The following is a 17,100-nucleotide window of genomic DNA, read 5'->3' as shown; positions in this document are numbered from 1 at the left end:
TCAGAACTCCATCGCGCGGTCGACGGCGTCGAGGACCCGGTCCAGATCGGGCAGGTACTCCTCCTCCAGCCGGGCCGGCGGATAGGGGACGTCGTACCCGCCGACCCGCAGCACCGGCGCCTCCAGCGAGTGGAAGCACTCCTCGGTGATCCGCGCGGCGATCTCGGCGCCCATGCCGAGGGTCACCTGCGCCTCGTGCACGACCACGCAGCGTCCCGTCCGGCGGACGGACTCGACCACCGGGCGCAGGTCCAGCGGGGCCAGCGTGCGCAGGTCGACGACCTCCAGCGAGCGGCCCTCGCCCGCGGCGGCCTCGGCGGCCTGCAGCGCCGTCTTCACCATGGGGCCGTAGGCCAGCACGGTGACGTCGTCGCCGCCCCGGACCACCCGCGAGGCGAACAACGGCTCGGGCGTCGCGTCCAGGTCGACCTCGGCCTTCTCCCAGTACCGGCGCTTGGGTTCGAGGAAGACGACCGGGTCGGGCGAGGCGATGGCCTGCTGGATGCCCCAGTACGCGTCGACGGGGTTGCTGACCGCGACCACCGTGAGCCCCGGCGTGTGCGCGAAGTACGCCTCCGGGCTCTCGCTGTGGTGCTCGACCGCGCCGATCCCGCCGCCGAAGGGGATGCGGACGACGACGGGCATCCGCTGCCGGCCCTGCGACCGGGCCGACACCTTCGCGACCTGGGTGATGATCTGGTTCACCGCCGGGAAGACGAACCCGTCGAACTGGATCTCGCAGACGGGGCGGTAGCCGCGCATCGCCAGGCCCACGGCGGTGCCGACGATGCCCGCCTCGGCCAGCGGCGTGTCGACGACACGGGCCTCGCCGAAGTCCTTCTGCAGGCCGTCGGTGATCCGGAAGACCCCGCCGAGCCGGCCGATGTCCTCGCCCAGGAGCACGACCTTCGGGTCGTCCTCCATGGCCCGCCGCAGGCCCCGGTTGAGCGCCTTGCCCAGGGTGAGCGTCTCGGTGGCCATCAGTGCTCCGCTCCCTCGAAGGAGGCGTGGTAGGCCACGAACTGCTCGCGCTGGGCGGCCAGCGGCGGCGGCTGCTCGGCGTAGACGGCGTCGAACATGCTCACCGCCGGCGGCGGCTCCATCTCGACCGTCCCCCGGCGGATGCGCGCGGCGAGCCGGTCGCCCTCGGCCTCGACCTCGGCGAAGAAGGCGGCGTCGGCCAGCCCCTGGCGGGCCAGGTGGACCTTGAGCCGGGCGATCGGGTCGCGCAGCTTCCACTCCTCCAGCTCGTCGGCCAGCCGGTAGCGGGTCGGGTCGTCGGAGGTGGTGTGCGCGCCCATCCGGTAGGTGAACGCCTCGACGAAGGTGGGGCCCTGGCCCTCCCGCGCCGCGGCCAGCGCCGCCCGCGTGACGGCGAGGACGGCGAGGACGTCGTTGCCGTCGACCCGGACGCCGGGGAACCCGAAGCCCCAGGCCCGCTGGTAGAGCGGCACCCGCGACTGCCGCTCGATCGGCGCGCTGATCGCGTACTGGTTGTTCTGGCAGAAGAACACGACCGGAGCCTGGAACGACGACGCCCAGATCATCGCCTCGTTGACCTCGCCCTGGCTGGTGGCGCCGTCGCCGAGGAAGGCCAGGACCGCGGCCTCGGCGCCGTCCCGCTGCACGCCCATGGCGTACCCGGTGGCGTGCAGGGTCTGCGCCCCGATGACGATCGTGTAGAGGCTGAAGCCGGTCGCCGCGGCGTCCCAGCCGCCGTTGTCCACGCCGCGGAAGAGGCTCATCACGTGCAGCGGGTCCACCCCGCGCGCCCAGGCGACGCCGTGCTCGCGGTAGGTGGGGAAGGCCATGTCACCGGGTCGCAGCGCGCGCCCGGCGCCGACCTGGGCCGCCTCCTGCCCCAGGAGGGAGGCCCACAGGCCGAGCTCGCCCTGCCGCTGCAGCGCGGTGGCCTCGACGTCCCACCGGCGGACCAGCACCAGGTCCCGGTACAGGCCGCGCAGCTCGTCGGGCGAGAGGTCGAGGGAGTAGGTCGGGTCCTCGACGCGCTCGCCCTCCGGGCTGAGCAGCTGCACGAGGTCGGGCTGCGGCGGCAGGTGCGGCGCGCCGGCACCCGGTGCGGGGCCGGCCACCTGCGGGGGCACCGTGGGCATGGGGCATCTCCTCGTCGTCTCCCGCGGCCCCGGGGTCACCGGGAGGCCGCGGTCGGCTGGACGTGCGGTGGCACCGGGGTGTGGCGCCACTCACATCATCGTGACACGGCGCACCCCTCGGCGAGCACATCACCCGCTCGGAGGACTGCGCAAGGATGCTCGGACGTCCAAAGCAGAACGCTCAGTCGTTGGACGTGCAGGCATGTCAGACTGCGCAGTGTGCCGCTCGACACCACCGACGCCCGCCTTCTGCAGGCGCTGGCCGAGGACCCGCGCGCCTCGGTGATGGCGCTCTCGCAGCGGCTGGGCCTGGCCCGCAACACCGTGCAGGCGCGGCTGGCCCGCCTGGAGGCCGGCGGCGCGCTGACCCCCTTCACCACCCGCGTGCGCCCGGCGGCGCTGGGCTACCGGCTCGAGGCGTACATGACCGTGCAGGTCGTGCAGCGCAGCCTCACCGACGTGGGGGCGGCGCTCGGGGAGCTCGACCAGGTCGTGGAGGTGACCGCCCTGTCGGGGGCGGCGGACCTGCTCGTGCGGGTCGTGGCGCTCGACGCCGACGACCTGTGGCGGCTCAGCGAGCAGGTGCTGGCGATGCCCGGCGTCGAGCGGACCGACACCGCGCTGGCGATGCGCCGGCTGGTGGAGCACCGGCTGGACCCGCTGCTGCGGCGCGCCGCGGGCGGCGAGCCCCCCACCGACCCCGCGGACTGACCCCCCGTCTCGACGAGATCTGCACACTCGTCGGCATCAGCGCCTGATGCCGCCCACTGTGCAGATCTCGTCGGCGCAGATCTCGACGGCGCAGTTCTCGTCAGCGGGGACGGCGGATCCGCACCGGCCCGCGGGCGGTGGCCACGTCGACGACCGCCCCGCGCTGGGTCACCTCGACCTCACCGGCCGCGGCGAGGCGGCCGGCGGCCGCGCGGGCCGCCGGCATGAGGTCGCGCCAGCCGCCGGGGTCGACCGCGCGGGCCGCCTCCGACGGGCAGATCGAGGCGCCGGCCGCCCGGGCGTCGAGGAGCGCGGTGATCCGCTCCTCGAGCGCGCGGCCGACGTCGTCCACCCGCCCGGGGCGCGGGGTCACCGCCAGCCCCGCTCGTCCACCCCGCCGGGGACCGGGGCGTCGGGGTCGTAGGGCGTGCGGGTGAACACGAACGTCCCCAGGTCGAGGTGGTCCGGCGCGATCCGCAGCGTCTCGCCGGCGTGGTACCCGTCCAGCCCGAGCCAGGTGCCGTCCTCGCGTGGCGCGAAGCGGCTGGCCCGGCCCGGCCGGCCGGGCAGCGGCGCGAGGTCGAGCAGCCCGCTGCCCACCGCCCGCAGCACGTACGGCGCCGGACCCCAGAACCAGACCCCGAGGACGTCGAGGTCCACCGGCGGCGGCGCCGGCCGCCACTCCGCCACCACCCGGGGCTCGGCCGCGCGCAGGTCGGCGAGCAGGCCGGGCCACAGCAGGGGCAGCCCGCTGGTGGTGTTGGCCAGCGTGACGGCGCCCGCGCCCTCCTCCCGGTCCACGAAGACGCCGGCCAGGAAACCGGGCATCGACCCGCCGTGACCGGTGTAGGTGCGCCCGTCCAGCCGGATCACCTGCAGGCCCAGGCCGTAGGCCGACCAGCCCGGGGCCGAGGAGTCCACCCCGGCCGGCACCGCCATCTCCTCGAGCGTCGCCGGGCGCAGCACGTCACCGGTGTCGCCGAGCAGGAAGACGGCGAAGCGGGCCAGGTCGGCCAGCGTGGCCCACAGCTGGCCGGCGGCGGCCATCACCCCGGCGTGGTGCTCGGGCTCGGGGAGGACGACGTCGGCCCAGGGGTGCACCGCGCTCCCCGCCGCGGCCGGCGGCTGCGGGCGGGCCGTCGTCCGGGCCATCCCGAGCGGCGCGAGCACCTCGTCGCGGACGACGTCGTCCCAGGACCGGCCGCGCAGCCGGGCCACCAGTTCACCGAGCAGACCGAAACCGAGGTTGGAGTAGTGGAAGCGGCGGGCGGCGCCGAGCACCACGTGCTCGCCCCGCAGGCGGAGGTCCTCCAGGGACCCGCCGGGCACCCGCTCCCACCAGCCGCCCGGGCTCTCCGCCGACGCCCCGGCCAGGTGGGAGAGCAACTGCCCCACCGTGCGGTCCCCGAACGGGGTGCCGGGCACGTGGCGCTCCAACGGGTCGTCGAGGCCCAGCCGGCCCTCGTCGCGCAGCCGCATCACCGCGACCGCGGTGACCGTCTTGCTGATCGAGCCGAGCCGGTACTGGGTGTCCAGGACCGGCCCGGGCACCTCGCCGCGGCCGGCCGACCAGACCAGCCCGCCGTCGCGCACCACGCCGGCGACCAGCCCGGGCACCCGGCCGTCGCGCTGGGCCAGGGCCGTCCGGGCCAGCAGGGTGCGGGCGGTCGAGGGCAGCACGGGCTCGGGCATGACGGCGACCGTAGGGCAGCGGCCCGCGACCGCCCGGGTCAGGCCGTCTCGACCGCGCCCAGCCGGCCGGTCCGGCGCGCCCACAGCTCGAAGACCACGGTGGCCAGCGGCGGGATCGAGGCCGCGAGGGCCAGCAGCGTCGTCCCCGGCGACCAACGCAGCACCCGGGCCGTCAGGAGCGCGACCGCCACGTAGAGCACGAACACCGCCCCGTGGATCGGGCCGAACACCTGCACCCCCAGCTCGGACGTGCCCGGCACGTACTTGACGTACATGCCGGCCAGCAGGCCGACCCAGGTCAGCGCCTCGGCGACGGCGACGGCGCGGAACAGCGGGACGGCGGTGCGCGGGCTCATCGGCTCCCTCTCGACGGCGACGGTCCGCCCGGGTCCAACGGCCGACCGCGCCGCGGCGTCCCCACCCGGCGCTGTGACGTGCGCGGCAGGGCCCGGCCCGCGGGGCCGGCCTCCCCCGCCCTCACCGGGCGGGCTGCGGGTGGCAGGGTCGTCGGGGTGCGGGGACTGGCGCGGCGGGAGTTCTGCCTGGTCCTGCTGCGACGGATGGCCGACGTCCGCCCCGACCTGGTCGCCGACGCGCTGCCGCGGCTGTCGGCGACGCGCGGCGCAGCCCATGCGGCGCACACCCGGTGGCAGGCGCTGCAGCACAGTTCCCGGGCGCCCCGCGGCCTGGCCCTGCGGACGGCGGTGCTCGGACCGCCCGACACCTGCGTCCCCCGCCGGCACGGCGACCTGGAGCTGGAGCTGCGCCAGTGGCCGCTGCCGCTGTGGCCGCAGCTGCGCTGGCGGGTGGTCAGCGGCCCCGGCGGCGAGGTGCTCGACGAGCAGCTGGTCCGCGGTCCGGGTTCGGGGGTCCCGGCCGCGCGCCCGGGCCGGCTGCTGGTCTGGCAGCACGTCGTCGACGACGTCGCCGCCGTCCCCGGGGCCCGGCACGTGGGGGCGCAGGCGCCGGCGCACTGGGAGGTCGCGCTGCCCGACGGCCGGCGAGCCCGCTTCGTCTGGGGCCTGCTGCAGGCGGTCACCCGACCCCGGGCGGCCTCCCGGTAGGGGCCCGCCGCGAGCGCGAGCGAGCGGTGGAGGACGGGGAGGCCCGTCGACTACCCGGCGATGCGGCGGGCGCCGGAGTAGCCGCCCATGGAGTCGATCGAGGCGACCTTCACGACGTCCCCGGACGTCGGCGCGTGCACCATCTGGCCGTTGCCGATGTAGATGCCCACGTGGCTCACGGGGCTGTAGAAGAAGACCAGGTCGCCGGGGCGCAGGTCGGCGCGGGAGACGGCCTGGCCCATCTGGGACTGCATCCGGCTGGAGTGCGGCAGGCTGATCCCGGCGGCGCGGAAGGCGTACTGGGTCAGTCCCGAGCAGTCGAAGGAGCGCGGCCCGGCGGCGGCCCACACGTAGGGCTTGCCGCGCTGGGCCATGGCGGTGTCGATCGCGACCTGGGCGGCCCCGCCGCCGGTCACGACCGGCGCGGAGGGCGCCGAGGCGGCCGGCCCGGAGGGTTCCGAGGTCGCCGTCGCCCCGGTCGACTCCTCGCGGTCGTCGCGGCTGGCGGTGGTCTCGGCGTGCGCCGCTGCCGCCGCGGCCAGCGCGGCCTGCTGCTCGGCGGCGGTCAGCCGCTGGAAGTCGGCCCGGTACTCGGCGATCTCGGCCTCGAGCGCGGCCTGCTGCGCGGCGACGGCGTCGTAGGTGCGCTGCGCCTCGGCGGCCGCGGCGTCGGCGGCGGCACGGGCGGCGGCCGCCGCGTCGCCGGCGGACACGGCCGTGGTCAGCAGGTCGCTCTGGTGGTCGGCGACCATGCCGAGGACGGCGACCTGGTCGATGAACTCCTCCGGCGACTCGCTGGTCAGCAGGGCCGCCAGCGAGCCACCGGTCTGGCCGGTCCACGCGCTGCGGGCCACACCGCGCACCTGCTGCTGCGCGCCCGCGACCTGCGCCTGCGCCGCGTCGGCGGCGGTCGTGGCCTCCGCCGCGGCGGCCTGCAGACCGAGGAGGTGCTCTCGTGCCTCGTTGAACTGCTCGGTCACCGCCTCGAGCTCGTGACCGCGGGCGGCCATCAGCTCGGCGGCCTCGGCCGCGGTGCCCGGCTCCTCGGCCCCCGCGGGAGCCGGCACGAGGGTCACGCCGAGGGCCACGCCGATCGCGGAGGCCAGCAGCAGCGCCCGGCGGGTGACCGGGCTGCGGCGGGGGTGGTGCGGGCGCGCGGGGAAGGCACGCTCAGGGGTCGCCATGGTCCGGCGGCTCTCCGTTTCTCCGACGGCCGCCTACCGGGTTAGCTGACGGGTTCGGGCGGGAGAACGCCCGGTGCTCGCGGGAGGTCCGCGGGCACTGCACCCCAGGACTGCGGTGGGTCCCCGGCCCGGCGTCCCCTCGGGAGGGTCGGCCGGCTCGACGGCGTCCGCGGGGTGTCACCCAGGTCGGTGACGCTGCGCCCCTCCGGACGCACAGACGGTAAGCGCCGTGACGGGTCCGTGACAATCACCAGCGTGTAATTCGTTTGCTCACGGTGAGCGACCGATTCCGTGCCGCAACCTCCGGGACGGCGTCCCTACCCGAGGACCGGGGGGCTGACCTGCACTGACGCTTCGAACCGGCCCGCGCACCGGAGCCGTGCCGGACGGCCCCGGGGCGGGAGCCCGCGGTGACCCCGGCCACGCCCCCGGATGACGGCGTCGGGCCCTGTCGTCCGCCGGGTTTGCCGGTGCGGTCCCGCGTGCACTCTGCGGGGCATGCGCATCACCCGGCGGGCACTGACCCGCCCGCTCGTCGCCCTCGCCATCGCCGCCTCCGTGACCACCGGGTGCAGCAACACCGAGGGCGGGACGAACACCGACGTGGACCGCAACGAGCAGGAGTGCGGCACCGCCGAGAACACCGCCGACTGCGCCGAGACGGAAGGCCCGTCGACCCAGACCTCCGAGTCCGAGGGCTGAGCACCTCGGGCTCCCCGCTGCCCGCGGGGTCCGCGTGGACCCGAGCCCGGGTCCGCGCGGAGCTGCGCTTCCTCGGGGCCACGGTCCGCGACCGGCTGCGCGGCCGCGACCTCGCGCTGATCGGCGCCGGGCTGACGTTCTACGCCGGGATCGCCGTCATCCCCCTGCTGCTCGTGGCCGTGCGGCTCACCGGCCTGGTGATCGGCGCGGACGAGGTGCAGCGGCTCACCGACCGCCTGGTCGAGGTGCTGCCGGCCGAGCTCGGCGCCCCCGACGTCGTGGTGGACCTGGTGGACGCCGGCCTGGGCATGGACGTCCTGGGCTTCCTGCTGGCCCTGCTCCCGCTGTCGTTGTACGGGGAGGGGCTGCGCCGGTCGCTGCTGCGCTTCAGCGGGCGGCACGACACGCTGACCGGCTGGCGGGGCCGGCTGCTCGGGCTGCCCCTCGTGGTGGTCACCCCGCTGCTGCTGCTCCCGCTGCTGCTGGCCGCCGAGAGCATGGCCGAGCTGGGCTCCCAGGACGGCGCCGGCGCCGCCATCGGCCGGTTCGCGATCGGCTACTACTCGGTGCTGCTCGTGCTGACCGTGCCCCTGGCCTGGGGCTTCGGCGTGGTCGCGGCCGGCCGGATGCGCTGGCCCGCCCTGGTCTGCGGCTCCCTGTTCACCGCCGCCTGCCTGTCGGGCTTCCTGCAAGGCTTCGCGTTGTTCCTGTCGCTGCCCCTGGACCTGGGGGCGCCCTTCGGCGGTCTGACACCGGTCGGGGCGGCGGTCGCCCTGGCCCTCTGGCTCTTCCTGCTGCACCTGGTGCTGCTCGGTGGCTGGCTGCTCACCGGGGCGCTCGAGGTCCGGCTGACGTCGGGCCGACCCGGCCCGGCCGGAGCTCAGTCGTCGTCGGGCGGCGCCGGGACACCGGGCTCGACCGGCGGGCCGCCGGGAGCGGGTCCGCCGTCCGGCGGGGGCGGCGGCTCGGGAGCCGGTGCGGGGGTGGACGGCGGCGGCGGCGCCGGCGTCGACCCGCCCCCGCCCCCGCCCCCGGGCGCCGGATCGGGCGCGGGCGCGGGCGCGACGTAGTCGGCGCCGTTGCTGATCAGGATGGTGACCACCTGGCCGGGCACCGCGCGGCCGCCGCGCGGCGGGCTGGTGCCGACGAACGACCCGGCCGCCAGCGAGCTGTCGACCCGGAGGCGCGCCGTGGCGAAGCCGGCGTTGCGCAGCGTCGTCTCGCAGGCACCGGCCGAGGAGCAGCCGGGCACCGGTCGGGTGTTGCCGCGGACGACGGCCGGATCCGCCGGCGGGAAGTCGCTGCTGCCGCGCGCCTCGAGGACCGGGGCCATGGCGTCGTGCCAGATGGTGGCGCCCTTGCCGCCGCCGAAGCCGCCGACGTCCTGGTTCTGCTTGGGGTTGAGCACCATGACGCTGGCGGTCACCTCGGGCGTGTACCCGACGAAGGCGACCGAGAAGTTCTCCTGCGAGGTACCGGTCTTGCCGGCGATCTGGTGGCCGGGGACGTAGGCGCGGCGGCCGGTCTGCCCGCCGAACCCGGGCTCGACGTCCTTGCGCAGCATCTGGTTGAGCGTGGTGGCCACGCCCGGGGGGATGGCCTCGGGGGTGCACCGGTCCCCGACCGCGAGCGGCTCGCCGTCCGCGCCGACCGCGGGCTCACCGGTCGGGTCCAGCACCGCCGTCACCGGCACGACGTCGCACTGCGTGCCGCTCGCCGCCAGCGTCGAGTAGGCGCTGGCCAAGCCCAGCGGGCTGGTCGCCTCGGGACCGAAGGTGAACGACCCCCGGTTCTCGTCGATGATCTGCTGGGGCAGCTCCGGCGGGCTGAACTGGAACAGGCCCATCGCCTCGGCCATCCGCACCGGCTCCTCGACGCTGCCGAGGGCGTCCTCCAGCGCGAGGAAGTAGGTGTTGGAGGACTGGTAGAGCGCGGTCTCCATGTCCAGCGTCGCCCGGTAGGAGCCGACGTTGCGCACGTCGTAGGGGCCGGCGCCGTCGCGGTACACGCGGGAGGTGTAGGGGTTCGACGTCGTGAGGGTGTAGGACGGCGAGTAGCCGCGGGCCAGCGCGGCGGCGGCGACGAAGACCTTGTAGGTCGACCCCGAGCCCTGGCTGGGGGCGACGTTGAGGTTGTAGGACTCCTGCGCCGGGTCGGACTGGTCGTAGCCGAAGACGCGGTTCACGCTCATCGCGAGCAGGTGGCCGGTGCCGGGCTCGACGGCGGTGAACATGGCCGCCAGGGGATCGCCCATCGGGAGGGTGGCCAGGACGGCGGCGTCCCCGGCGCGCTGCAGCTCGGGGTCCAGGGTCGTCCGGATGACGTACCCGCCGTTGTCCAGCTGCTCCTGGGTGAGACCCAGCTCCTGGATCAGGTAGCGCTGCACGAAGTCGCAGACGAACGCCCCGACGCTCGCTTCCGCGCAACCGCGGCGCGGCGCCGGCGCGGGGGCGAGCCCGAGCGGGGCGGCCTGGGCCTGCGCGGCCTCCTCCGGCGTCACGTAGCCCTGGGCGGCCATCCGGGACAGCACCACGTTGCGCCGCTGCGTGGCGCGCTCGGGACGGGTGAAGGGGTCGTCGTTCGTCGGGCTCTGCACCAGGCCGGCGAGCAGGGCGGCCTGCGGGAGCGTCAGCGCGGAGGCGTCGACCCCGAAGAACGCCCGCGCGGCCGGCTGCACGCCGTAGGCGTTCTGCCCGAAGTACACGATGTTGAGGTAGCGGGTGAGGATCTCCTCCTTGCCGTACTCGTCCTCCAGCGCCAGGGCCAGCCGGGCCTCCCGCAGCTTGCGGCCGACGGTCTGCTCGGTGGCCGCCACCCGCTCCTCGGGGGTGTCGGCGGTCTGCAGCAGGGTCTGCTTGACCAGCTGCTGGGTGAGCGTCGACCCGCCCTCGGCGACCTCGCCGGCGGTGATGTTGCGGATCAGCGCCCGCAGCGTGCCCTGCACGTCCAGGCCGCGGTGCTCGTAGAAGCGCGAGTCCTCGATCGCGACGATGGCGTGCTGCATCACCTCGGCGATCTGGTCCGGCGCGACCGGCTGGCGGTTCTCCTCGTAGAAGTACGTGATGGGCTCGCCGTCCGCGGCCAGCAGCACGGTGTTGCCCGGCGGCGTCCGGTCGGTGAGCTCGACCGGGATGTCGCCGAGCAGGCCCGTCGACTGAGAGGCCAGCAGCGCGGGCCCGCCGACCCAGGGGAACAGGAGGCCGGCGACCAGCGCCCCGGTCGCGACGATCGCGGCGGCGAGCCTGAGCAGGATGCGGAGCCGCACGCGCCGGTCCATGGTCCTCCCTCCGGGGTGCGGTCCTCCCTCCTGCCGACGGCACACCGAAACAGAGTCGACGGGCGGCCACAACCACCCGCGCCGCGCGGGGGCACGCGGGACGGTCGGGAGGATGCGGTGTGCGACCGGAGCACGACGCTCGGCGACCGGGTCCCAGGTGTGGTGCCCGGTCCGCGAGGGGAGGAGCACTGCATGTCCGACACGATGCTCGCCGGCCGGTTGAACGTGCGCACGAGGGAGTTCGCGGTGCGCGAGGTGCCCCGGCCCGCGCCGGGGCCCGGCCAGGTGCTGATCCGGGTCCGCGCCGCCGGGATCTGCCTGTCCGACGTCCACCTGATCGAGGGCCAGCTCTCCCCGCTGTTCCTCGCCGGGGAGGAGGTCACGCTCGGCCACGAGGTCGCCGGCGAGGTCGCCGGGCTCGGCGAGGGCGTCACCGGCACCGCCGTCGGCCGGCGGGTGACCGTGCAGGCCGGCGAGGAGATCGGCGGCTGGATCCACACCCGCGGCGTCGACTACGACGACGGCTGGGCCGAGTACGCGCTGGCCACCGTGCCGACCCTGGTGCCGATCCCCGACGACATGCCCTTCGAGCAGGCCTGCATCGTGCCCGACGCCGTCTCCACGCCGTGGGCGTCGATCGTCCGGACGGCCGGCGTCCGCGCCGGGGAGCCGGTGGGGGTGTGGGGCATCGGCGGGCTCGGCGCGCACGCGGTGCAGCTGCTACGGCTCGCCGGGGCGGCGCCGATCGTCGCCGTCGACCCGGTGGCGGCCGCCCGGGAGCGCGCGCTGGCCTTCGGCGCGGACGCGGCGCTGGACCCGTCCGAGGACGTCGCCGCCCGGGTCCGCGAGCTCACCGGCGGAGCCGGCCTGGCCCACGCGTTCGACTTCGCCGGCGTCGCGCCGGTGCGCGAGCAGGCCGTGCGCTGCCTGGAACGGGACGGCGGCCTGGTGCTCGTCGGCCTGACCGACCAGCCGCTGACCATCCGCAACGGCACCCAGTTCAGCTACTTCGGCCAGCGCATCCTCGGCCACTACGGGTCCGAGCCCCAGCACGTGGAGCAGCTCGTGCGGCTGGTCCGGCACGGCCGGCTGGACCTCTCCCGGTCGATCTCGGGCACCCTGCCCCTGGCGGACGCCGCCCGGGGCGTCGAGCGGCTCGCCCGCAAGGAGGGCGACCCGATCCGCCTGGTGCTGCACCCCTAGATCGAGCCGCCCCGGCTCGGTGCCGTCCCGCCTCAGCCGGCCCCGTGCGCTTCCCCGGGCTCGACGATGTGGACGTCGACGGCGCGGAACTGCTCCGGGGTGTCCAGCAGCACGGCCTTGGTCGGCTCCCCGACCTCGACCGGGGTGGTGCGCGGGAGATCGGCGAGCGGGCGCAGCCGGGGGTCGGACAGCACGTCGTCGACCAGCCCGCGGTCGCCGCCGGGCACCAGCGCGACCAGACCCCCGGCGTGCGGCAGCAGCACGCGGGCGGCGGTGTCGGCGGCCGCGGCCACCACCGCGGCGGTCTGGTTGTCCCGGCGGCGGGCGAAGCGCTGCTGCGACCAGCCGCCGGCCGCCGTCCGGCCCTGCACCAGCCGGCCGTCGACCTTGGAGGCGACCAGCCCGGACCCGTCGAAGACCCCCACCGCCCACCGCCCACGGCGCACCAGCAGCACGGCCACCCGGGCGGGACGGCGGGCCGCCGCGCCGAAGGCGGCCAGCAGCGGCGGCTGCGGCGTCCACCCGAAGGGCGCCCGCAGGGTGACCGCGGTGCCGTCGGCGCAGACCACCTGCAGGGCGTCGCCCTCGGCCGACACTGCCGTGAAGGCCCCGTGCCGCTCGGCGACGCCGTCCAGCCACCGGCCCAGCCGCTCGGGAGCCACCCCCAGGCGGCGCCCGCCCCCGGCGGCGGGACGGGGCCGGGTCACGGCCGTGCACCCCGCCGACCGAGGTGCGGCGCGGCCACGGGGCGGCGGGAGCTCACCGCCGGCTCACTCGCCGCGGATGACCGGCAGCCCGGCGGCCTTCCACGCCTGGAACCCACCGATCACGTCGGTGGCGCGGTGCAGGCCCAGGGCCCGCAACGAGTCGGCGGCGAGGCTGGAGGAGTACCCCTCGTCGCAGAGCACGACGACCTCGACGTCGTAGCCGGTGGCCTCGGGCACCCGGGCGTCGCTGGCGGGGTCGAACCGCCACTCGAGGTGGTTGCGCTCGATCACCAGCGCGCCGGGGACCGCCCCGTCGCGGTCCCGCTGGGAGGCCGGCCGGGTGTCGACGAGCACCGCGCCGGCCGCCGCGCGGGCAGCGGCCTCCCGCGGCTCCACCCGGCGGAGCCGGCTGCGGGCCTCGGCGAGCAGCTCGTCGACCGTCCGGGCCCCGGCCGGGCGGTCCGGGTCGCTCATCCGGCCATCACCTTCTCCGCCTCGGCGTTCTGGGCGGGCACCTCGAGCACCCGTTGGCAGGCGCCGACGACGACGGCGGCCACCCCGGCCGCGACGACCGCGACCAGCAGCGAGGCGTTGGCGCCCTGCACGTCGACGATCAGGCCGGCCAGCGAGGCACCGACGGCCACGCCCAGGCCCAGCGCCGTGCCGATCCAGGTGAACGCCTCGGTGATCGCCGAGCGCGGCACGAGCAGCTCGGCCAGGGTGAAGGAGCTGATCAGCGACGGCGACACGGCGATGCCGGCGATCATGACGAACGGCAGCATGAGCCAGACGTCGCCGATGAAGAGCAGCGGCACGACGAGCACGGTGAGGGCCGACAGCGCCACGACCAGGCGCAGGCGCAGCGGGGACCGCCAGTGCACGGTGCCCCAGCCGATCCCGCTGGCCATCGAGCCGACGGCGAGGCCGGCGATGAGCACCCCGGACAGCGACATCCTGCCGACCTCGTCGGCGAACGCCACGAGGGCGATCTCCAGGCAGCCTAGGATGGCGCCGACCGCGGCCCCGACCACGAAGAGCACCCGGATGCCCGGGGTCCGGATCGCCGACGGCCCGCTGCGGCTCACGTGGCCGTGCGGCGGCGGCTCGGTGCGGCCCTGCGCCGCGAACAGCAGGCTGCCGACGATCGCGAGGACGAAGGCGGTGACCACCCCCGACGTGGCGTGCCCGGTCGTGGACAGGAACGTGACCAGCACGGGGCCGACGATGAAGACGAACTCGTCGACGACGGACTCCATGGCCAGCGCCGCCGGCAGCCGGTTGGTGCCGCGCAGCAGGTGCGTCCAGCGGACCCGGATCATCGACGCGACCGGCGGGATGCACGCTCCGGCCAGGCCGGCGAAGACGAAGACGGTCCAGGTGGGCCAGTCCCGCTTGACCGCGGCGAGGAAGAAGGCTCCCGAGGCGGCGAAGACCGCCGTCACCGGCAGCAGCGTCCGGCGCTGGCCGATGGTGTCGGCCAGCCGCCCGAGCAGCGGCCCGACCGCGGCCGTGCTGACCGCACCGACGGCGGCGACGGCGCCACCGAAGGCGTACGAGCCCGTCTCGCTCGCGATCAGCAGGACGCAGCCGAGGCCCACCATCGACAGCGGCAGCCGGCCGATGAACGCCGCCAGGACCATCGGCACGGCATGCGGCGTCCGCAAGACGTGCAGGTAGGGAGACACAGGAGCAGGAGCCCGTCGTGGTCAGGGAAGGGGAGGGACCTCCGCCACGCTAACCCAACGGCCGCGCCCGGGCCGCCGGACGGCGGCGGCCACGCCGTCAGCCCGCCGTGGAGTACCCCGGCCCGACGGCGGCGACGAAGGCGTCCCAGTCCGCCGGGAACTCCCCACCGGTGAGGACCGCGTGCAGCCGGTCCAGGTACCAGTGCCAGCCGGCCGCGACGTCCGCGGCGCCGAGGTCGCCGTCGAGCACCTGCTGGAAGGTCAGCGTCGTCGTCCCGTCGTCCTCGGCCAGGTCCACCTCGATCCGCCACCCCATCTCGTCGAGGAACTGCACCACCAGCCGCCGGGGCGGCTCGCACTCGACGATGCGCAGGCCCGACCGGGGGGCGCCCTCCTCGGCGGTCATGGTGAACGTGCCCTCGGCGCCGGGGCCGTGCGGACCGTCGTACCGGCCGATCCACCGGGCCGAGCGCTCGGGTTCGGTGAGCGCGGCCCACACGCCCGCGGCCGGGTCCGGCCACGAGCGGCGGAAGACCAGGCGGCGCCGCCCGTCGGGATCGGTCGTGATCTCTCCGCGCCGGTCGCCGGGGACTGCGGTCATCGGGTCTCCTCCCGGGTCGCCGCCCGCCGTCCGCGGGCGATCTCGGTGTCCAGCGCGTCCAGCCGCCGCGCCCAGAGGTCGCGGTAGGGCTCCAGCCAGGCGTCGATCTCGCGCAGCGGCCCGGGGTCCAGCGCGTACAGGTGCCGCCGTCCCTGGACGCGGGCCCGGACCAGGCCGGCCTCCCGCAGGACGCGCAGGTGCCGGCTGACGGCCGGCCGGCTCACCGGGAACCGGCGGGCGAGCTCACCGGCCGCCACCTCGCCTCCGGCCAGGAGCGCGACGATCTCCCGCCGGGTCGGGTCGGCCAGGGCCGCGAGCGCCTGCACCCTCGATGTGTAACACATCGCTGACACGTTCGGGCGCGATTGCCGCAGCCGGGTCGGGGGAAGGCAGCCGCCCATGACCGTCACCGATCCCGACGTGCCCGACCCGCTCAACGACCCGCGCACCCTGCAGGCCGACCCCGGCGCCCACGGCCAGGGCGACGACCTCGCCTCGGCCGCCGACGACCCCTCCGCCAGCGGCGAGGACGAGCTCACGGCGGGACGGGACGAGGCCGACGACGCCGGCGGCGGGAACGTGACCGGCGGGGCAACCCCCGGTGATGGCGCCACCGCTCCGATCGCTCCCGCCGGGGCGGCCTCCGGGGACTCGGCGGGCGGGGACCCGCTCGGTGAGGACCTCGCCGGTGGTCCGCTCACCGACGGCGGGGAGACCGCCGGCGGCATGTCCTGACGACCGGACGGACCGGTCCGTTTCACGCCGGCCCACCGGGGGAACGCGAGCTGCGTCACATCCGACGACGGGACGGGAGGACGCCATGGCCACGGGTGAGACCGGTTTCGAGGACGTCACGTACGACCTGATCTCGGTCCAGTACCACTCGCTCAAGGCGGGGCACGACTACGGCCAGTACGTGCGCGACGCGGAGAACGCGGGCCTGGACGACGTCGCGAGCTTCTTCCGCGAGGTCATGGAGCAGGACTCGGCCCGCGCCAGGCGGTGCCACGAGCTCCTGCGGCAGCTCTCGGGCACCGATCAGGGCGGCCCGGCGACCCGCTGACGACAGGAGGCCCTGCTCACCGGGGGTAAGCGGGGCCTCGCCGGGCCGGTCCCTCGCCGGCGACTCAGACGGTGCAGCCGTCCCCCGCGCAGCCCTCGGCGGCGGGGACGGTCCGCAGCGGCTGCGCGTCGGCCCAGGCCCGCTCGAGCACCTGCAGGAGCAGCTCCGCGGGCTGGGCGCCGGAGGCCCCGTAGCGGCGGTCGACGACGAAGAACGGCACGCCGGTGGCGCCCAGCGCCCGCGCCGTCGCGACGTCCTCCTGCACGGCCGCGCGGTACCGGTGGTCGGTCAGCGCGGCGCGGACCTCGGCCTCGTCGAGCCCCACCTCGACCGCCAGGGCGACCAGCGAGTCGACGTCGAAGACCGAGCGCGCCTGCTCGAAGTACGCGTGCAGCAGCCGCTCCTTCACCACCGCCTGCAGCCCGTGCGCAGCGGCCAGGTGCAGCAGCTCGTGGGCGAGCAGCGTGTTGCCGCTGACGCCGTCGGCCAGGGTGTAACTCAGGCCCTCCCCGGCGGCGGTCTCCTCGACGTGCCGCATCATGCCGCGCATCTCCTCGACGCTGCGGCCGTACTTGGCGGCCAGCGCGGGCAGCGTGGGGTGCGTCTCCCCCTCGGGCACCGTCGGGTCGAGCTGGAAGGAGCGCCACACGACCTCGACCTCGTCGCGGTGCGGGAACCGCTCGAGTGCGGTCTCCAGCCGCCGCTTGCCGATGTAGCACCAGGGACAGACGACGTCGCTCCACACCTCTACGCGCACGCCCCGCGCCAACCCCGGCCGGCCGGACCTCATTCCGGCCGGACCGCTCGGCGCAGTGCGCCGGTCCGGGCATCGCGTGCCCCGTGTCCCCCGCCGCCGGCTCCGCGCGCGGCGCGCGGGCCGCCCGACGTGCGACGGGGTGGCCCGCCGCACGCCGGCCGTGCAGCTAGTGCCGGGTCAGGCAACCTTCGCCCGCTTGATGGTTGAGGCCCGCTTGATGACCTTGCGGAGCTTCGGGTCCGTGACGTGGCCGTTCCGCCAGGCGATGTAGCGGCGGATCATGCGCGCCTGCTCGCGGTGGGACTCGTGGTCGGTGCCGTCGAGGGTGAAGTAGCGCAGC

The 17,100-nt window shown here is 75.9% G+C and carries 19 protein-coding genes, 1 pseudogene and 1 riboswitch; of the genes and pseudogenes, 7 read left to right on the top strand and 13 right to left on the bottom strand.

The window, feature by feature from the left end:
* Nucleotides 1-981 carry an alpha-ketoacid dehydrogenase subunit beta gene (locus ACK586_RS00100; RefSeq protein WP_409328423.1) on the bottom strand — a complete coding sequence of 327 codons (981 nt, stop codon included), beginning with the start codon at nt 979-981 and terminating at the stop codon, nt 1-3.
* Nucleotides 981-2,114 (bottom strand): pyruvate dehydrogenase (acetyl-transferring) E1 component subunit alpha, encoded by a 1,134-nt coding sequence (gene pdhA, locus ACK586_RS00095; RefSeq protein WP_409328422.1) that lies wholly within the window; start codon nt 2,112-2,114, stop codon nt 981-983. Before pdhA ends, ACK586_RS00100 begins: the two co-directional genes overlap by 1 nt.
* Nucleotides 2,115-2,333: 219 nt before the next feature.
* On the opposite strand from pdhA, the gene ACK586_RS00090 reads away from it, so the two are divergent.
* Nucleotides 2,334-2,825: an Lrp/AsnC family transcriptional regulator gene (locus ACK586_RS00090; RefSeq protein ID WP_409328421.1), complete on the top strand. Its 492-nt coding sequence runs from the start codon at nt 2,334-2,336 to the stop codon at nt 2,823-2,825.
* Between the two features lie 100 nt (nt 2,826-2,925).
* On the opposite strand, the gene ACK586_RS00085 is transcribed toward ACK586_RS00090, so the two are convergent.
* From ACK586_RS00085 to ACK586_RS00075, 3 genes are read right to left on the bottom strand one after another with little or no spacing between them, the layout of a single operon-like run.
* Nucleotides 2,926-3,198 carry a DUF3253 domain-containing protein gene (locus tag ACK586_RS00085; protein WP_409328420.1) on the bottom strand — a complete coding sequence of 91 codons (273 nt, stop codon included), beginning with the start codon at nt 3,196-3,198 and terminating at the stop codon, nt 2,926-2,928.
* On the bottom strand, nt 3,195-4,517 hold the full coding sequence (locus tag ACK586_RS00080; RefSeq protein ID WP_409328419.1) for a serine hydrolase domain-containing protein: 1,323 nt from the start codon (nt 4,515-4,517) through the stop codon (nt 3,195-3,197). Before ACK586_RS00080 ends, ACK586_RS00085 begins: the two co-directional genes overlap by 4 nt.
* A gap of 38 nt (nt 4,518-4,555) precedes the next feature.
* Entirely contained in the window at nt 4,556-4,873 is a 318-nt protein-coding gene (locus ACK586_RS00075) for a DUF3817 domain-containing protein (RefSeq protein ID WP_409328418.1), read from the bottom strand.
* A gap of 156 nt (nt 4,874-5,029) precedes the next feature.
* On the opposite strand from ACK586_RS00075, the gene ACK586_RS00070 reads away from it, so the two are divergent.
* A complete protein-coding gene (locus tag ACK586_RS00070; RefSeq protein WP_409328417.1) occupies nt 5,030-5,581 on the top strand; it encodes a hypothetical protein in 552 nt (183 codons plus the stop codon).
* Nucleotides 5,582-5,631: 50 nt separating this feature from the next.
* Here the strand turns inward: ACK586_RS00070 and ACK586_RS00065 are convergent, their stop codons facing one another.
* Nucleotides 5,632-6,765: a C40 family peptidase gene (locus ACK586_RS00065; protein WP_409328416.1), complete on the bottom strand. Its 1,134-nt coding sequence runs from the start codon at nt 6,763-6,765 to the stop codon at nt 5,632-5,634.
* 35 nt (nt 6,766-6,800) lie between these two features.
* A riboswitch (cyclic di-AMP (ydaO/yuaA leader) is annotated at nt 6,801-6,893 on the bottom strand.
* A 370-nt stretch (nt 6,894-7,263) separates the two neighbouring features.
* Here ACK586_RS00065 and ACK586_RS00060 point away from each other — a divergent pair.
* Nucleotides 7,264-7,467 (top strand): hypothetical protein, encoded by a 204-nt coding sequence (locus ACK586_RS00060; protein ID WP_409328415.1) that lies wholly within the window; start codon nt 7,264-7,266, stop codon nt 7,465-7,467.
* Nucleotides 7,389-8,249, top strand: a pseudogene (locus ACK586_RS00055) (YhjD/YihY/BrkB family envelope integrity protein); the annotation flags it as partial. The gene ACK586_RS00060 and the pseudogene ACK586_RS00055, both read left to right, overlap by 79 nt.
* A 98-nt stretch (nt 8,250-8,347) precedes the next feature.
* On the opposite strand, the gene ACK586_RS00050 reads toward ACK586_RS00055, so the two are convergent.
* Complete coding sequence (locus ACK586_RS00050; protein ID WP_409328414.1) at nt 8,348-10,732, bottom strand: transglycosylase domain-containing protein; 2,385 nt, start codon at nt 10,730-10,732, stop codon at nt 8,348-8,350.
* 204 nt (nt 10,733-10,936) lie between these two features.
* On the opposite strand from ACK586_RS00050, the gene ACK586_RS00045 reads away from it, so the two are divergent.
* The gene (locus ACK586_RS00045) at nt 10,937-11,947 is read left to right on the top strand and encodes a zinc-binding dehydrogenase (RefSeq protein WP_409328413.1); all 1,011 of its coding nucleotides are present in this window, start codon (nt 10,937-10,939) and stop codon (nt 11,945-11,947) included.
* Nucleotides 11,948-11,979: 32 nt separating this feature from the next.
* On the opposite strand, the gene ACK586_RS00040 is transcribed toward ACK586_RS00045, so the two are convergent.
* From ACK586_RS00040 to ACK586_RS00020, 5 genes are all read right to left on the bottom strand, one after another.
* Complete coding sequence (locus tag ACK586_RS00040) at nt 11,980-12,654, bottom strand: acVLRF1 family peptidyl-tRNA hydrolase (RefSeq protein ID WP_409328412.1); 675 nt, start codon at nt 12,652-12,654, stop codon at nt 11,980-11,982.
* 63 nt (nt 12,655-12,717) lie between these two features.
* On the bottom strand, nt 12,718-13,128 hold the full coding sequence (locus ACK586_RS00035) for a rhodanese-like domain-containing protein (protein ID WP_409328411.1): 411 nt from the start codon (nt 13,126-13,128) through the stop codon (nt 12,718-12,720).
* Nucleotides 13,125-14,294 carry an MFS transporter gene (locus tag ACK586_RS00030; RefSeq protein ID WP_409328650.1) on the bottom strand — a complete coding sequence of 390 codons (1,170 nt, stop codon included), beginning with the start codon at nt 14,292-14,294 and terminating at the stop codon, nt 13,125-13,127. The genes ACK586_RS00035 and ACK586_RS00030 overlap by 4 nt, the downstream gene beginning before the upstream one ends.
* Before the next feature lie 142 nt (nt 14,295-14,436).
* Nucleotides 14,437-14,940 (bottom strand): SRPBCC family protein, encoded by a 504-nt coding sequence (locus ACK586_RS00025; RefSeq protein WP_409328410.1) that lies wholly within the window; start codon nt 14,938-14,940, stop codon nt 14,437-14,439.
* Nucleotides 14,937-15,266 carry an ArsR/SmtB family transcription factor gene (locus ACK586_RS00020; protein ID WP_409328409.1) on the bottom strand — a complete coding sequence of 110 codons (330 nt, stop codon included), beginning with the start codon at nt 15,264-15,266 and terminating at the stop codon, nt 14,937-14,939. Before ACK586_RS00020 ends, ACK586_RS00025 begins: the two co-directional genes overlap by 4 nt.
* A gap of 73 nt (nt 15,267-15,339) precedes the next feature.
* Here ACK586_RS00020 and ACK586_RS00015 point away from each other — a divergent pair, with 73 nt between their 5' ends.
* Both ACK586_RS00015 and ACK586_RS00010 read left to right on the top strand, forming a co-directional pair.
* Nucleotides 15,340-15,675 carry a hypothetical protein gene (locus ACK586_RS00015; RefSeq protein ID WP_409328408.1) on the top strand — a complete coding sequence of 112 codons (336 nt, stop codon included), beginning with the start codon at nt 15,340-15,342 and terminating at the stop codon, nt 15,673-15,675.
* A gap of 85 nt (nt 15,676-15,760) precedes the next feature.
* Entirely contained in the window at nt 15,761-16,003 is a 243-nt protein-coding gene (locus tag ACK586_RS00010; RefSeq protein ID WP_409328407.1) for an acyl carrier protein, read from the top strand.
* Nucleotides 16,004-16,067: 64 nt separating this feature from the next.
* Here ACK586_RS00010 and ACK586_RS00005 read toward each other — a convergent pair whose 3' ends face one another.
* On the bottom strand, nt 16,068-16,760 hold the full coding sequence (locus ACK586_RS00005) for a DsbA family oxidoreductase (protein WP_409328406.1): 693 nt from the start codon (nt 16,758-16,760) through the stop codon (nt 16,068-16,070).
* Nucleotides 16,761-17,100: the final 340 nt, after the last annotated feature.

The sequence above is a fragment of the Trujillonella humicola genome (genome assembly GCF_046233715.1).
Taxonomy (GTDB): Bacteria; Actinomycetota; Actinomycetes; order Mycobacteriales; family Geodermatophilaceae; genus Trujillonella; species Trujillonella humicola.
The sequence above is the reverse complement of the archived record's forward strand: the minus strand, read 5'-3'. Positions and strand labels throughout refer to the sequence as shown.

What these genes read in the sequence shown, in the direction of transcription:
- ACK586_RS00100 (WP_409328423.1), bottom strand. Translation starts at nt 981, where the DNA reads ATGGCCACCGAGACGCTCACCCTGGGCAAGGCGCTCAACCGGGGCCTG.
- pdhA (WP_409328422.1), bottom strand. Translation starts at nt 2,114, where the DNA reads ATGCCCACGGTGCCCCCGCAGGTGGCCGGCCCCGCACCGGGTGCCGGC.
- ACK586_RS00080 (WP_409328419.1), bottom strand. Translation starts at nt 4,517, where the DNA reads ATGCCCGAGCCCGTGCTGCCCTCGACCGCCCGCACCCTGCTGGCCCGG.
- ACK586_RS00075 (WP_409328418.1), bottom strand. Translation starts at nt 4,873, where the DNA reads ATGAGCCCGCGCACCGCCGTCCCGCTGTTCCGCGCCGTCGCCGTCGCC.
- ACK586_RS00065 (WP_409328416.1), bottom strand. Translation starts at nt 6,765, where the DNA reads ATGGCGACCCCTGAGCGTGCCTTCCCCGCGCGCCCGCACCACCCCCGC.
- ACK586_RS00060 (WP_409328415.1), top strand. Translation starts at nt 7,264, where the DNA reads ATGCGCATCACCCGGCGGGCACTGACCCGCCCGCTCGTCGCCCTCGCC.
- ACK586_RS00045 (WP_409328413.1), top strand. Translation starts at nt 10,937, where the DNA reads ATGTCCGACACGATGCTCGCCGGCCGGTTGAACGTGCGCACGAGGGAG.
- ACK586_RS00035 (WP_409328411.1), bottom strand. Translation starts at nt 13,128, where the DNA reads ATGAGCGACCCGGACCGCCCGGCCGGGGCCCGGACGGTCGACGAGCTG.
- ACK586_RS00030 (WP_409328650.1), bottom strand. Translation starts at nt 14,294, where the DNA reads ATGGTCCTGGCGGCGTTCATCGGCCGGCTGCCGCTGTCGATGGTGGGC.
- ACK586_RS00025 (WP_409328410.1), bottom strand. Translation starts at nt 14,940, where the DNA reads ATGACCGCAGTCCCCGGCGACCGGCGCGGAGAGATCACGACCGATCCC.
- ACK586_RS00015 (WP_409328408.1), top strand. Translation starts at nt 15,340, where the DNA reads ATGACCGTCACCGATCCCGACGTGCCCGACCCGCTCAACGACCCGCGC.
- ACK586_RS00010 (WP_409328407.1), top strand. Translation starts at nt 15,761, where the DNA reads ATGGCCACGGGTGAGACCGGTTTCGAGGACGTCACGTACGACCTGATC.